The sequence below is a fragment of the Microvirga sp. TS319 genome (assembly GCF_041276405.1).
GTDB lineage: Bacteria > Pseudomonadota > Alphaproteobacteria > Rhizobiales > Beijerinckiaceae > Microvirga.
This window is the reverse complement of the sequence record NZ_JBGGGT010000002.1, coordinates 1,901,520-1,916,793: the sequence shown is the minus strand read 5'-3', so window position 1 is coordinate 1,916,793 and position 15,274 is coordinate 1,901,520. Positions and strand designations below refer to the sequence as shown.

12 protein-coding genes are annotated in these 15,274 nt (G+C 65.7%); 5 read left to right on the top strand and 7 right to left on the bottom strand.

What is annotated here, in order from left to right; genetic code table 11:
- Positions 1-4 precede the first annotated feature (4 nt).
- Positions 5-259: a hypothetical protein gene (locus tag AB8841_RS18410; protein WP_370437267.1), complete on the top strand. Its 255-nt coding sequence runs from the start codon at positions 5-7 to the stop codon at positions 257-259.
- Positions 260-948: 689 nt separating this feature from the next.
- Entirely contained in the window at positions 949-1,653 is a 705-nt protein-coding gene (lexA, locus tag AB8841_RS18405) for a transcriptional repressor LexA (protein WP_370437266.1), read from the top strand.
- On the opposite strand, the gene AB8841_RS18400 is transcribed toward lexA, so the two are convergent.
- Positions 1,631-3,901, bottom strand: coding sequence for a ComEC/Rec2 family competence protein (locus tag AB8841_RS18400; RefSeq protein WP_370437265.1), 2,271 nt, complete (start codon positions 3,899-3,901; stop codon positions 1,631-1,633). The genes lexA and AB8841_RS18400 overlap by 23 nt on opposite strands.
- Positions 3,902-4,043: 142 nt before the next feature.
- Between AB8841_RS18400 and gltX the strand changes: the two genes are divergently transcribed.
- The 3 genes from gltX (at position 4,044) to AB8841_RS18385 (ending at position 7,998) form a co-directional block, all read left to right on the top strand.
- Positions 4,044-5,471 (top strand): glutamate--tRNA ligase, encoded by a 1,428-nt coding sequence (gene gltX, locus AB8841_RS18395; protein ID WP_370437264.1) that lies wholly within the window; start codon positions 4,044-4,046, stop codon positions 5,469-5,471.
- A 173-nt stretch (positions 5,472-5,644) separates the two neighbouring features.
- Entirely contained in the window at positions 5,645-6,934 is a 1,290-nt protein-coding gene (gene gltA / locus AB8841_RS18390) for a citrate synthase (protein WP_370437263.1), read from the top strand.
- Between the two features lie 152 nt (positions 6,935-7,086).
- Complete coding sequence (locus AB8841_RS18385) at positions 7,087-7,998, top strand: agmatinase (protein ID WP_370437262.1); 912 nt, start codon at positions 7,087-7,089, stop codon at positions 7,996-7,998.
- A gap of 141 nt (positions 7,999-8,139) precedes the next feature.
- On the opposite strand, the gene lpxB is transcribed toward AB8841_RS18385, so the two are convergent.
- The 6 genes from lpxB to bamA all read right to left on the bottom strand — a co-directional run bounded on the left by lpxB (position 8,140) and on the right by bamA (position 15,180).
- A complete protein-coding gene (lpxB, locus tag AB8841_RS18380; protein ID WP_370437261.1) occupies positions 8,140-9,321 on the bottom strand; it encodes a lipid-A-disaccharide synthase in 1,182 nt (393 codons plus the stop codon).
- Positions 9,322-9,460: 139 nt separating this feature from the next.
- On the bottom strand, positions 9,461-10,393 hold the full coding sequence (locus AB8841_RS18375; protein ID WP_370437260.1) for an LpxI family protein: 933 nt from the start codon (positions 10,391-10,393) through the stop codon (positions 9,461-9,463).
- Positions 10,394-10,401: 8 nt separating this feature from the next.
- Positions 10,402-11,211, bottom strand: a complete 810-nt coding sequence (gene lpxA / locus AB8841_RS18370) for an acyl-ACP--UDP-N-acetylglucosamine O-acyltransferase (RefSeq protein ID WP_370437259.1) — start codon at positions 11,209-11,211, stop codon at positions 10,402-10,404.
- A complete protein-coding gene (fabZ, locus tag AB8841_RS18365; RefSeq protein WP_370437258.1) occupies positions 11,211-11,675 on the bottom strand; it encodes a 3-hydroxyacyl-ACP dehydratase FabZ in 465 nt (154 codons plus the stop codon). Before fabZ ends, lpxA begins: the two co-directional genes overlap by 1 nt.
- A 38-nt stretch (positions 11,676-11,713) precedes the next feature.
- Entirely contained in the window at positions 11,714-12,778 is a 1,065-nt protein-coding gene (lpxD, locus tag AB8841_RS18360) for a UDP-3-O-(3-hydroxymyristoyl)glucosamine N-acyltransferase (protein WP_370437257.1), read from the bottom strand.
- Between the two features lie 35 nt (positions 12,779-12,813).
- Positions 12,814-15,180 carry an outer membrane protein assembly factor BamA gene (gene bamA / locus AB8841_RS18355; RefSeq protein ID WP_370437256.1) on the bottom strand — a complete coding sequence of 789 codons (2,367 nt, stop codon included), beginning with the start codon at positions 15,178-15,180 and terminating at the stop codon, positions 12,814-12,816.
- Positions 15,181-15,274: the final 94 nt, after the last annotated feature.

The following is a 15,274-nucleotide window of genomic DNA, read 5'->3' as shown; positions in this document are numbered from 1 at the left end:
GCACATGCCCTTTCTCGCTCGTGGTCCACGTGGCCACGATGCGTCCGTCGGCGTGCTGAGCGGCCCCCGCGAAGGCTGCGGAACGGGCTTTCTCCTCGGCGATGATGAAGGGTTTGTGGCCAGGCCGCGCAGTGCCGTCGGCGTCGACGATCTGCCCGAGGATCTGCTTGACGGACTGTCCGGACGCGCTCTTGCCGGATTGCACCTGGACCGCGAAGAAGGAACCGTCGCTCAACGCCAACAGGTCCGAAACGGATGATGATGCTCCCTGGATGAGCGGCTCGAGTTTGCGACCGGCAATCGGCTTCGTCATGGCTTTCCCCTACGTACGCGCCAGAGACATGTATTAACATATCGTAATATAGCAGAGGGAAGGGATCTTGCAACGATGTATCACATTTGTGGCACAAGCTGACGTTGCCGTTGGGCCCAACTCGGAGCGCGGTTGGAACCATAGGTTGCATCGATCACGTTGACATACGCGGACAACGCTATTCTCGCTCACCTACGCGCCGGATCCGGTTTCCGCTGATCCGATCAATTGGACAGACTCAGGAATGGGCTAAAACGCCTGGGATTTGTCACATCCACGGAGTCCGTCACGGCTCCCCTGGCCTCACACTCGCCGTAGCCTGATGATCAACCCGTGCTGGCAACGATGCACAATCCGCAGACTGTCTTTGCATCGATGCAATATTCTGTTTGATTGCACGTTTTCGGCGGCCGACCTTCGAGCCTAGGCGGCCCGTCCATTTCGACGAACATCATGCTCGACACACGTGCCTCAGGCAGTCGAACCGCGCCGGCCTGGTTGCCGCGTCGAACCCGGTACTCCGCCTCGGCGAAACGGCACTTCGGACACGGGCTTGCGGAACACAGCGGGAACAGCTACCTTGTTCTCGCTTTGTTTTCCAGAATCGCTCCACTCGGGAGCAGTAAGGGTCTGTCATGCTCACGCGCAAGCAGCACGAATTGCTCCGCTTCATCCATGAGCGGCTGCGTGAAACCGGGGTTCCGCCGTCCTTCGACGAGATGAAGGATGCCCTCGACCTCAAGTCGAAATCCGGCATTCACCGCCTCATCACGGCGCTGGAGGAGCGCGGCTTCATCCGCCGCCTGCCGAACCGCGCCCGCGCCCTCGAGGTGATCCGCCTGCCCGAATCCGTCGGCGCCGCCGCCGGTCAGCGCCGCTTCACCCCAAGCGTGGTCGAGGGCGGCCTCGCGGAGAAGAAGCCCGCGCCCCAGCCCGTGGCCGAAGAGCGGTTTCGCGACACCGCGTCGATCCCCGTCATGGGCCGGATCGCGGCCGGTACGCCGATCTCCGCGATCCAGAACCGCAGCCACTCCATCACCCTCTCGGGCGACTTCCTCTCCCAGGGCGATCACTTCGCCCTGGAGGTGCGCGGCGACTCGATGGTGGAAGCCGGCATTCTCGATGGGGACCTCGTGGTGATCCGCAGGCAGGACACGGCCAATACGGGCGACATCATCGTGGCGCTCATCGACGACGAGGAGGCGACCCTCAAGCGCTTCCGCCGCCGCGGCTCCTCCATCGCGCTCGAGGCCGCCAATCAGGCCTATGAGACCCGGGTGCTCGGTCCAGACCGGGTGAAGATCCAGGGCAAGCTCGTCAGTCTGGTCCGGCGCTACTGATATCCTCGTCCGCCCACTCCTGCTCGGGGGCCGGTCGCGCCGTGCGCGGCGCCTCCCGAGCAGCGGAGGAACGGGCCTCCGCCGCGGCCGCCCAAGGCCGGACCTCCCTGCCCTTCCTCACCGAGTGAATTTCCACGGCGTCGGTGCCGAGCCTGATCGCCGTCGCGCCGCGCTCTGCGAGAACCCTGCGATCGATCACGACGGCCGCCCCGCAATGGTCCGGCGCATCGAGGCGCGTGAGGACGATGGCGGCGCGGCGGCAATCTTCCTCGAACGCAGCCGCCTCCTGCACGAAGGCGACGCTGCGATGCGCCGAGGTTTCCACGACGCAGCCCAGCCTGTCGCACCGCGCGGCCTCCTTGAGCGAGACGTCCTCGGCATTCCGTCCGTCGCCATCGGCGCGCAGCCATTGCTCGGCGACGAAACCGGACGGCTTGCCGACCAGCGCGAGCCGCCCGCCCGGATCGCGGATCGCAGCCCCCGACCCATCGCGGTCGACATAGATGTCGTAGCGCGGCGGCGTCGCGGCGAAAGCCAATCCCGCGCCGACGGGAACGAGCGCAAGCCATCTCAGGTTCGAGGCCGGAATCGTCAGCGCGAGGAGGCCCGCGCTCAACAGCGCCAATCCGCCAATGCCAAGCGCGGGCACGACGAGCGTCGATCCGCTGAAAGCGCCGACCCAGGCCGAGACGTCGAGCACCTGCGCGACGGCGAATCCCATCACGGCCCAGACCGGTCCGTCGAGACCGAAGGGATAGGCCAGGACGCCGAGAACGGCGGCCGGCATGACAACGAGGGACACGAGCGGCAGGGCGAGCGCATTGCCGATCAGGCCGTAGGGATTGAGGCTCTGGAAATGGTAGGCCGAGAACGGCGCCGTCGCGAAGGTCGCGACGAGGGTCGTCGTGACGAGAGAGAGGGCCGAGCGCCCGGCCCAGGACAATCCTCTGTCGATGAGCGTCGCGGGCCTGCTCTCTGCTTTTTCCCGTTGCAGCAGCGGCACGAGCGTCATCATCGCGGCCACCGCACCGAAGGACATTTGAAAGCTCGGTCCCAGCAGCGCCTCGGGCTCGCGTGCGAGCACGATGAGTGCCGCGATCGAGAGGTTGCGCATGCTCAACGCGGGGCGATCCGCCAGCACGGCCCCGAACATCACGAGCGTCATGATGAGCGAGCGCTCAGTGGCCACGTCCGAACCCGAAAAGACGCAATAGGCCGTGGCCCCGATCATCGCCGCGACGGCGGCGATCTTCTTCACCGGCCAGAGCAGAGCGAGCCCAGGACCGAGCGCGAGAAGCGCGCGCACGATCCAGAAGAACGTTCCCGCCGCAAGCACCATGTGAAGACCAGAGATGGAGACGATGTGGTAGATGCCGGCTGCGCGCAGCACGTCGTTCGTGGGCGTGCCGATGAGGCCGCGCTTTCCGGTGACGAGCGCCGCGCCGACGCCGCCCGCAGGGCCGCCGATAACCGACGCGATGCGATGGGTGAGCGTGTTGCGCGCCGCGTCCACATGGGCGGCAAGCCACAGGGACCAGTCGGGCGCGGTCGGCGGTTCGGCCTGCCCCACGCGGCCCGTAAACGAGCCGACCGCGCCGATCCCCTTGTAATAGGCGTCGCGCGCGAAGTCGTATCCGCCGGGCCGGGCGGGCTGCGGCGGCGGGAGCAGACGCGCATTGCCCGTGACGAACTGGCCGGCGGACAGCGCAACGCTCCTGCGGACGGAAACGCGCACGCGCTGCGGCCGCTCAGTATCGGGCACGCCTTGCAGCGAGACCACCCGCAGGAGGACGCGCTGACCGTGGTCACGATCCTCGACGGCCTCGACGAAACCCGAGACCGGCGCAATCGTCATGCGCGTCAGAACCGGCGCCGCAACGCTGCGCGTGCGGACGATCCCGGCCGAAAATCCCGCGAATGCGGCCGCGAGACCGATGCTGAGAACGAGGGCCGGCAGCTTCTCGCGCAGCCGCACGGCCGCGGCCGCGCTCAGGGCGAAAGCGCCGAGCGGGGCCCAGAGCGAAGGCGCCTCCGCCTGGAAGAACAGGAGCACCCCCAGGCCGAAGCACACCGCGAGCCAGGGAAAGAGCCGGCGCTGCGCGACCTCGTCCGCGAGGCACCGCCGGAGCCATTCCCTTCCGTCGAGAGCGCTCCAATCCAGGACGAGGCCGGACGGGCGCGGCAGCGCCATGGCCCGCGCTGGGCTGCGCGGGATCCGGCCGGGCTCTCCTTTGTTGTCTACCGTCATGGCTATGGCTTAACGCGAGCTCGGTTGCATGGTAGACGAGCCCACGCTACGGCCCAAGCCGCCCTGTGGATGAGCCGAACGAAGGCGAGCTTGCCGCTAAAGCCGCGCAATCATTTTAGAGTTTCAACGAAGGTTCCCCGCGATGACCGTTGTCACCCGCTTCGCTCCCTCGCCCACCGGCTTCCTGCATATCGGCGGGGGACGCACGGCCCTGTTCAATTGGCTCTATGCCAAGCGTAACGGGGGCAAGATGCTGCTGCGGATCGAGGACACGGACCGGGAACGCTCGACGGAGGCGGCCATCGAGGCGATCCTGGACGGCCTGAAATGGCTCGGCCTCGATTGGGACGGCGACGTGGTCTATCAGTTTTCCCGCGCGGCCCGGCATCGCGAGGTCGCCGAGACGCTGCTCGCTCAGGGCCGCGCCTATTACTGCTACGCCACCCAGCAAGAACTCGAGGAGATGCGCGAGACCGCCCGCCGGGAAGGCCGCCCCTCCCGCTACGATGGGCGTTGGCGCGACCGCGACCCGTCCGAGGCTCCCGAAGGTGTGAAGCCCGTCATCCGCCTCAAGGCTCCCGCCGAGGGCGAGACCGTGGTCGAGGACGAGGTGCAGGGCCGCGTGGTCTGGCAGAACAAGGACCTCGACGACCTGGTGCTGCTGCGCTCGGACGGAACGCCGACCTATATGCTCGCCGTGGTGGTGGACGATCACGACATGGGCGTGACCCATGTGATCCGCGGCGACGACCATCTCACGAATGCGGCCCGCCAGACGCAGATCTATCAGGCGATGGGCTGGGATGTGCCGAAGATGGCGCATGTCCCGCTCATTCACGGGCCAGACGGCGCCAAGCTGTCGAAGCGCCACGGCGCGCTCGGCGTCGAGGCCTACCGGAGCCTCGGCTACCTGCCGGCGGCGCTGCGCAACTACCTCGTGCGCCTCGGCTGGAGCCACGGCGACCAGGAGATCTTCTCCACCGACGAGATGGTCCAGGCTTTCGATCTCAAGAATATCGGTCGCTCGCCCGCGCGCTTCGACTTCGTGAAGCTCGAGAATCTCAACGGCCATTACATGCGCCTGTCGCCGGACGAGGACCTCGTCCAGGCCATCGAAGCCATCCTGCCCGAGATCGGTCCCGAGCGCGGCCTCGGCCCCACCTTCGACCCGGATCTGCGGCAGAAGCTCCTGGCCGCCATGCCGGGCCTGAAGGAACGCGCCAAGACCCTCGTCGAGCTCCTGGACAGCGCCTATTATCTCTATGCCCAGCGTCCCCTGAAGGCGGACGAGAAGGCAGCAACCCTGCTCGCGGACGGCCGTGCGCGCCTTGCCGGAATCGTCGAGAAGCTGCAGGCCGTGTCGGACTGGAACGCCCAGAGCGTGGAAGCCGTCGTGCGCGAGCATGCGGAATCCATCGGCGCGAAGCTCGGCCAGGTGGCGCAACCCCTGCGCGCAGCGCTCACCGGCCGCGCCACTTCGCCCGGCCTCTTCGACGTCATGGCGGTTCTCGGCCGCGAGGAAACCCTGTTGCGCCTTCAGGACCAAATGAGCGGTGCGCCTGCTGCATAGCAGGCGCATACCACCAATAGACGTGCTTGCCCCTCACCAACGGATAAGCTACCGAGGGGACCATTCTCCCACCGACCGGCTGACCTCGGTGCGGCAGCCCGAATCCGGGGCCTCCCCGGAACACTTGGTTGCTCTAGGTTATGCCCGGCCTCCTGCTGAAAGGTCGAAGACCCATGAGTTCCAACACAACACTCAATGTCGACAACAAGGCCGTGGAACTAGCGGTGAAAGAGGGCACGATCGGCCCGAGCGTCATCGATATCGCGAAGCTTTACGCGCAGACGGGGATGTTCACCTACGATCCCGGCTTCACGTCGACCGCGGCTACCGAGTCGAAGATCACCTATATCGATGGAGACAAGGGCGTTCTCCTGTACCGCGGCTACCCCATCGATCAGCTGGCCGAGCACGGCGACTTCCTCGAGACCTGCTACCTGCTCCTTTACGGAGAGCTGCCGACCGCCGCTCAGAAGGCCGATTTCGATTACCGCGTCACGCGCCACACCATGGTGCATGACCAGATGAACCGGTTCTTCACCGGCTTCCGCCGCGACGCCCACCCGATGGCCATCATGGTGGCCAGCGTCGGCGCCCTGTCGGCCTTCTATCACGACTCGACCGACATCTCCGATCCGCAGCAGCGCATGATCGCGTCCATGCGCATGATCGCCAAGATGCCGACGCTGGCCGCCATGGCCTACAAGTACTCCATCGGCCAGCCCTTCGTGTATCCGCAGAACGACCTGGACTACACGTCCAACTTCCTGCGCATGTGCTTTGCGGTCCCGGCCGAGGAGTACAAGGTGAACCCGGTTCTGGCGCGCGCGCTCGACCGCATCTTCATCCTGCACGCCGATCACGAGCAGAACGCCTCGACCTCGACGGTGCGTCTGGCCGGTTCGTCGGGCGCGAACCCCTTCGCGTGCATCGCGGCCGGCATCGCCTGCCTGTGGGGCCCCGCCCATGGCGGCGCCAACGAAGCCGCCCTGAAGATGCTGGAGGAGATCGGCACGCCGGACCGCATCCCCGAGTTCATCGCCCGCGCGAAGGACAAGAACGATCCCTTCCGCCTCATGGGCTTCGGCCACCGGGTCTACAAGAACTACGACCCGCGCGCCAAGATCATGCAGAAGACCACCCACGAGGTGCTCAGCGAGCTCGGCATCAAGGACGACCCGCTCCTCGACGTCGCCATGGAGCTGGAGCAGATCGCGCTCAAGGACGAGTACTTCATCGAGAAGAAGCTCTACCCGAACATCGACTTCTATTCCGGCATCACCCTGAAGGCGATGGGCTTCCCCACCTCCATGTTCACGGTGCTCTTCGCGGTCGCCCGCACGGTCGGCTGGATCGCCCAGTGGAGCGAGATGATCGAGGACCCGTCCCAGCGCATCGGCCGCCCGCGCCAGCTCTATACCGGCCCGACCGAGCGCCAGTACGTCACCGTCGCCCAGCGCGGCTAAGAACACGGATAGCGGAACAAGAAAAAGGGGCCGAAAGGCCCCTTTTTTGCGGCAGCGCTCGGTCGGGAGTAGGATTCACCTCCGCCGCATGAGGCCTCATCCTGCGTCCCGAACCTGGACCCTCGGCGAAACATCATCAGGACCGTCAAGAGATGACCGCCTCACCTCCGTTTCTCGGCCTTCCCAAGCGCCTCGCCGATGGCCACGTGCCTCGTGCGGTGATTTTCGGGGCCGGTCACGGCAGCACCTATCCCGAAAGTGACAGTAGCGGCCATGCCTTGGCTGCGGACGCTATCCGCGCCGCGAGCCAGGACGATGCCGCGCTCCTCGATCACTGGGATTTCGATCTCGGCGGCCCGCTCTTCAACGGAAAGCCCATCTGCTGTATCGACGCTGGCGATATCCCAACCGTCATGCACGACAATGTCGGCAACCGGGCCCGGATCGAGGCGAAGACACGCGAGGTCCTTGCAGTGCCGGCCGTACCGATCCTCCTCGGTGGCGACGATTCCGTGCCCATCCCGTTCTTCGCCGGCTTTGCGGATCATGGGCCGATCTGGATCCTCCAGATTGACGCCCATATCGACTGGCGCGACGAGCTGCATGGCGAACGCTACGGCTATTCCAACCCCATGCGCCGGGCGAGCGAGATGCCGCACGTCGCCGGCATCGTGCAGGTCGGCATCCGGAGCGTCGGGAGCGCGCGCCTCACGGAAATCGAAGCGGCGCAGCGCTATGGCAGCTGCATCGTGACCGCCCGCGAGGTACACGCACAGGGCATCGATGCCGCTCTCCGGCACATTCCGGAAGGAGCGCGAGTCGTCGTCACCCTCGACTGCGACGGGCTCGATCCCAGCATCATGCCGGGCGTAGCGGCACGCGCACCCGGCGGGCTCACCTACACGCAGGTGATCGACATGATCGCAGGTCTCGGCAGGCGGGCCAGGATCGCGGGATTCGACATTGTCGAGCTCTATCCTCCCGCTGATATCGACGGCGTGTCGGCCCTGACCGCCGCGCGCCTCATCGTCAATGTAATCGGCACCATCGTCCGGCAGGCTTGAAACTCCGGGTTCATGTCGCCGGGACGATGAACGGCTAGAGCATCGGACGCAAAACCGGTCCCCACTTTTGCGTTCGATGCTCTAACGCTCCATAGAAGCCGTCATGCCCGGTACAAGGCCGGGCATGACGCGCGCAATCGATCAGCGACGCGCTGCGAGCACCTCACCCACGATCCGTGCCGCTCGCTCGCTCGGCGCTTCAACGCCGATCTGCATCAGCTCGTCGAGCTTTTCGAAGGCCGCGACCTGCCGCCGCCGTTCGACGCTGTCGCTCATGAGAGGCAGCACGGCGTCCCTGAGCTTCTCGGGCGTGCAATCCCACTGGATGAGTTCGGGAATGACGTTCTCGCCGAGCACCAGATTGGTCAGCACGATGGATGGCGCCTTGATGAGGTATTTCAGCACTTCCTCGATCTTCGAGACGCGATAGGCCACGACCATCGGCACGCCCGAGAGCCCGAGTTCCAGGGTCACGGTGCCCGAGGCGGCGAGCGCCAGATCGGCTTGACGGAAGGCCTCCCACTTCGCGGCTTCGCCGAGCACGATCCTGGGCTTCACGCCCCATGTTTCCGCGCGCGCCTTGATCTCGTCGGCAAGGTGCGAGACTGCGGGAATCGTGATCTCGAAGGTCCGAGGCGCCTGGGCCTTCAGGAGCGCCAGCGCTTCGCCGAAGGGCTCCATCAGACGGCTGACCTCCGAGCGCCGGCTGCCGGGGAGCACCAGGAGCTTCAGAGGAGCATCCGGATCCGAGCCGCGCTCGCCGGAAGCCGGCCTGACCTCCGCGAGGCGCTCGATGAGCGGGTGTCCCACATAGGTGGTCGGAGGTCCGCCGAGACGCTTGTGCGCCTCGGGCTCGAAGGGCAGCAGCGCCAGGACGTGATCGACATAGGCGCGCATCTTCGCCGCCCGGCCCGGACGCCAGGCCCAGACGGAGGGGCTCACGTAATCGACGACCGGGATATGCGGCGCGCGCCTGCGTACGGCCCGGGCCACGCGATGGGTGAAATCGGGACTGTCGATGATCACGAGGAGATCGGGATCCGCGGCCACGGCCGCGTCCGCCGTCATGCGGATGCGGTTGAGCACCGTCGGCAATCGCCCGATGACGGCAACGATGCCCATGACAGCGATGTCCTGGAGCGGAAACAGGCTTTTCAGGCCCTCCGCCGCCATGGCATGCCCGCCGACGCCGCCGAAGCGCAGGGCCTCCGCTCCTAGCCTCGCCTTCAGGGCGCGCATCAGTTTCGCGCCGAGCTGGTCGCCGGATTCCTCGCCGGCGACGATCCAGATCGTTGGAGCATCGGCCCCAAAAGTGGAATCCACTTGTGGGATTGAATCCGACGCTCTCTTCTTAGACGAGCGCGTCGTTCGAGCGGACCCGAAGGGCCAGTTTCGTGAAAACCGGGTCCACTTTTCGCGAGCCCCGTCCGCTGGGTCCGCACGATGCGCTGGGACGGGCGGCTCACTCATGTCCGGCCTCCATCCAGGGCAGCGCGACCGTGACGAGGAAGAGGCCGAGACGGTCCGCGAGACGCAGCGTTTCATCCTGTTCCAGCACGAATGTGGAGCCGGCGCCGATCGCGATGCCGGAGAGGCCCGCCTTCGCGGCTTCGGCAACGGTCCGGGGGCCGATGGTGGGCATGTCGACACGCAGATCCTGACCGCGCTTGGCGGCCTTGATGAGCACTCCGCCCTCCTTGCGGCGGCGCAGCCCGAACCACGACTGCCGCAGATGCGCAACCCGGGTGAGCATCCGGTCCGTGCCCTCCGGGCCTTCGATGGCGAGCACGTGATTGCGGGCGATCACGGCTCCCTGCCCGATGTCGAAGGCCGACAGCGAGGCCAGGAGATCGAGACCCACAGCGATGGCCCGCCGGTCGTCCTCGTTCGGCTCCTGCCCCCCCCTGAGAGAGCGGGACGCGACGAGATCGGGAGCAAGTTCATGGGCGCCGATCACCCGATGACCGCGCTCCTCGATGAGCATCACGGCTCCGCGCAGCACCTGGTCGTCGCCCCGGGTGATGACCTCCTTGACCTCCTGCATGTTGCGCATGGCCGAATAGGCGCCGAGCAAGGCGGAGAAGCCGGGACGGCGTACCGCTCCGGCGAGGGAGACGGCGCGGGGCTTCCACCCATCGAGGGTTTTCAGGATGGTCTTGAGATCGAGAAGGTCCACATTCGCATGCGCCTTGCCGCGCAGCTCGGCCGCCGCGAAGCCCCGGAAGGCGAGAACGCGATAATCCTGGCCGGTCTTCTCCAGATGGTCGACGAGCTGAAGCGGAAGGCGTCCGCCTCCCGCCAGAACCGCAACCGGCCCGCTCGATGCGCGAGCCGGTTCGTGAGAGCCGGTTCCTCCCGGCCTCGCCGTTGCGATTGTCGTGCTCTCGGGCTGCATGCGCAGCCTCAACCGGCGGATCCGACCGGATCCCGCGGCGTGCAGATCGCCCGATCCCCACGGTCTCGGATGAAGTCGAGGATCTCGTGCACGAAGGGATGGTTGTCGAACTCGCCGGCCACATCCTCGACCCGCTCGGCCAATGTGCCTTCATCGGCGAACAGCAGCCGATAGGCGCGGCGAATGTCATGGATCTGCTCGCGGGTGAAGCCGCGGCGGCGAAGGCCGATGATGTTGAGACCGGCCAGATGCGCCCGGTTGCCCATGGCCATTCCATAGGGAATGAGGTCGTTCTCCAGGCCCGACATGCCGCCCACGAAAGCGTGGGATCCGACGCGGGTGAACTGGATCACGGCGGAACCGCCGCCGAAGATCACGAAGTCGCCGACCGTGACATGGCCCGCCAGCATCACGTTGTTGGAGAGAATGCAGTCGTTGCCGACCTTCGTGTCATGCCCCACATGCGAGTTGGCCAGAAAAGCGCAGCGGTCGCCGATGATCGTGCGCAGCCCGCCGCCTTCGGTGCCCGGATTCATGGTCACGCCTTCGCGGATCATGCAATCGGCGCCGATCTCGAGCGTCGATGACTCGCCCCGATACTTCAGATCCTGAGGAATGTGGCCGATGGACGCGAACGGAAAGATGCGTGTGCGGGGGCCGACCTTGGTTTTGCCCGCGAGCGCCACATGGCTCATCAGCTGGCAGCCGTCGCCCAGCTCGACTTCCGGCCCCACGGTGCAGAGGGGGCCGATCTTCACGCCAGCCCCGATCGTCGCGCCGTCCTCGACGACGGCGGTGGGATGGATCTCAGTCTCCATTACTCGCTCACCAGCATGGCGCTGACCTCGGCCTCGCAGACGAGCACCCCGTCAACCTTAGCCTCGCCCTTGTACCACCACATGTTGCGGCGGTTGTTGAGCTTTCTCATGTGAAACTCAACCCGGTCGCCGGGCTCCACGGGCCTGCGGAATTTCACCTTGTCGATCGTCATGAAGAACACCTGCTTCGGCTTCGCCTGCTCGGCCATCTTGGCCTTCACGCAGATCGCGCCCGCTGTCTGAGCCATTGCCTCGATGAGGAACACGCCCGGGAAAATCGGACGCGACGGGAAATGGCCCGTGAATTGTGGCTCATTGAAGGTGACGTTCTTGATGCCGATGCAGGAATTGTCGCCGTCGATATCGATGATCTTGTCGACCAGCAGGAACGGATAGCGGTGCGGCAGCAGCTCGAGGATCTCGAGAATATCGGCGGTTTGAAGCGTGGTGGGCGCTTCGGACATGACTGAATACTCCGGATAGGCCTGGCCGTATCGATATGTTAGGACGATGCGCCGTCGTCTTTGTCGGAATCGCCCTTGGATGCAAGTCTTTTCAGGGCTGTCATCTCGCGAAACCACTCGCGAACCGGCCGGGCGGGAATACCGCCCCAACGCGCGCCGGCAGGTACGTCGCCATTGACTGCGGAGGTGGCGGCGATCTGCGCACCCATGCCGAGTCTCACATGCCCTTTCACGGCGACCTGACCGCCAAGAACGACATAATCCTCCAGCGTCGTGGAGCCGGCAATACCGACCTGGGCGACGATGACGCAATGGCGGCCGATCACCACGTTATGGCCGATCTGGACGAGATTGTCGATCTTGGTGCCCTCGCCGATCACGGTATCGCGGCTCGCGCCGCGGTCGACGGTGCTGTTGGCGCCGATCTCCACGTCGTCCTGGATGATGACGCGGCCGATCTGCGGCACCTTGAGGTGCCCCTGCGGTCCCATGGCGAAACCGAAGCCGTCCTGGCCGACCCGGACGCCGGGATGGAGGATGACCCGGTTTCCGAGGAAGGCGTTGGAGACGCTGACATGGGGGCCCAAGGAGCAGTCGCGGCCGATCTTCACATGCGGACCGATCACCGCGTGCGCGCCGACGATGGTTCCCGCGCCGATTTCCGCGTGGGGACCGATGACGGCTCCCGGATCGACAGTGACGCCATATTCGAGACGCGCCGAGGGATGCACGAACGAGCCCGGCGAGACACCCGTCGCCGCGAAGGACGTTTCCGGCCGCATGGCCGAAGGGAACATCCTGCCCATGACCGCTGCAAAGACCCGGTACGCCATCGGCGTCACGAGCGCGACGGTCCGCGGCGGGACCTTCCCGGCGAAACGGGGCGTCACGAGGCAGGCCGCAGCCTGGGTCGCGCTCAAGGCTCCCCCATAGGCGGGGTTGTCCATATAAGCCAGATCGTTCGGGCCGGCGCTCTCGAGCGGCGCGACGCCCTTAAGCAAAAACTCCCCGTCGGCACCGTCGGGGAGCGTCGTCTGCGCCATCTCCGCAACCTGACGCAAGGTAAGCGTCTGGCTTCTCGGAAAAAAATTGGATTCTGTCATGAAAACGTGAGGGCGCCATCAGGCGCCCTCCCCGGTTAGAAGCGCGTACCGCCGGAGAAGCGGAAGGCCTGGGTGCGGTCGGCGCCGAGCCGGACACCGTTGGCGCCCTCGATGCCCTCTTCCTTGCTGAGCGCGAACGCGTAATCGAAGCGGATCGGGCCGAGCGGCGAGGACCACAGGATCGACGCGCCGACCGACGAGCGGATCTTGTGGCTGTCGAGAACCACGATGCAGTTCTGCGGCTCGGTCGGACCGTTGCAGGTGAAGCCGCCATCGGGGGCGAAGACGCCGCCGATATTGAACTGCGTGGGGCCTTCGTAGCCGAAGAGCGTACCGGCATCCGCGAACACGGCGCCCTTCAGGCCCAGCTCCCTCGGCAGGCCGAAGATCGGGAACTGAACTTCGAGCGAGCCGCCGAAATAGGTCGTGCCGCCGACGGCGTTCGCACCGGAATCGATGGTCGAGATGTCGCGCGGGCCGATGCCGTTCGTGGCGAAGCCGCGAACCAGGGACGGTCCCATGAAGAACTGGTCGACGATGCGAAGACTGCCGTTCGCGCCGATGCTGCTGGTGTTGTTGTCGCCGAAGCCCGTGATGTTACCACCCTGGAGGCGGGCGATACCGACGACGTCCTCGAACAGCTCGCGATAGTAGCGGGCATCGCCGGTGACACGGAAGTAGCGCGAGTCGCCACCGAGGCCGGCGAAGTCCGTCTTCACCTCGCCGTAGAAGCCGTTGCGCGGATCGCGGGGGTTATCGAGGGTGTTGTAGTTGAAGGTCAGGCCGGCCAGCGACGTGATCGTCGAACCCTGCGATTCCTTGATCGCGAGCGAAGCCTCTCCGTTGAACTGGCAGTCGAGGCCGGGGCGCGTGAAGCCGGGGATCGGGAACGAGCAGTCGTTATACGGCTTGTCCTCGTCGTTCGGGATCGTCACTTCCTGTTGATACAGCGAGTAGCGGGCCGTGACCGAGAAGGCCTCCGTGAACGGGAGGGTCAGGCGGAGCTGACCGCCGGTCATGCGGTTCTCGTAACGGGAATACCGGGTCTGATCGCTGAACTTCGAGAACAGGTCGATGCCGGCGGCCATCCGGTAGCCGAGGAAATACGGCTCCGTGAAGGAGAAGTCGATGCCGTTCGTGCGCTGTCCGAGCTGGCCCGCGACGCGGACGAACTGGCCGCGACCGAGGAAGTTCGACTCGCTGACCGAGACTTCACCGATGAAGCCGTCGGACGTCGAATAACCGCCCGAGATCGAGAACGCGCCGGTGGACTGATCTTCCACGTCCACGTTCACGACGACGCGGTCGGCGGAGGAGCCCGGCTCGTTGGAGATGCGCACCTGCTTGAAGTAGCCCAGGCTGTTCAGGCGGCGCTCGGCGCGATCGATCATGACCTGGTTGTAGGCATCGCCCTCGCCCAGGTCGAACTCGCGACGGATCACGTAGTCGCGGGTACGGGTGTTGCCGCGGACATTGATGCGCTCGATGTAGATATGCGGGCCTTCTTCGACCACATAGCCGACATTGACCGTGCGCGTTCCGGGATCGCGGGTGCCGACCGGGCGGACCAGCACGAAGGGGTTGCCCTCGCGCCCGACGGCGCGGGTCATGGCCTGAACCGACTTCTCGACCGCATCGGCACTGTACACATCGCCGGCGGACATCGAGAGATCGCTGCGCAAAGCCTCGGAATTCACGCCGGGAATGCGGGAATCGATGCTGACGTTGCCGACCCGGTACTGCTCGCCCTCCTCGACCGCGATGGTGATGACGTAGCCCCCTGCATTGGGGTCGAACGTCACGTCGCTGGAGAGGATACGGAAATCCGCATAGCCGTTCTTCAGATAATAGCGGCGGATCAACTCCAGGTCGTTGGCGAGGCGATCCGGATCATAGACGTCGGAGCTCTTGAGGAAGCTCAGGATGTTCGTCTCGGAGGTCTGCATGATGCCGCGCAGGCGGCTCGACGAGATCTGGTTGTTGCCGACGAAGCGAATGTCCTTCACGCCCGTCTTGTCGCCCTCGACGATGGTGTACACCACGTCGACCCGGCCATTCGGCAGATCCACGATGCGGGGCGTCACCTGGGCGAGACCACGGCCCTGGCGGCGATAGACCTCGAGAATGCTCTGGACGTCGGCGTCGATCGTGGCCTGGTTCACGGCCGTGCGCGCGCGGGTCTGCAACACCCCTTCGAGCAGAGCCTTGTCGACTTTGCTGTTACCTTCGACGGCGACGCGGTTGATCAGCGGCCCCTGGGCGGCGGAAGCCCGGCGGCTCGTCGGCTGCGCCCGCTGAGCGAGCGCGCTGTCCGCAACGGTGAGGCCAGCCATCAGTGCGCTCATGGCGATCACTGCGGTGGCGGCCGGCTTCTTCCGGCGTGGCGTGGTCGTCGACATCATCAACTGGCCCGTTTCTTTTATAGTTTGTCCATCGCGAGACTGGCCCGCTGGCTTGAGACAGGTGTCCCAACCCTATTGGTGCTGCCCCGCTTGT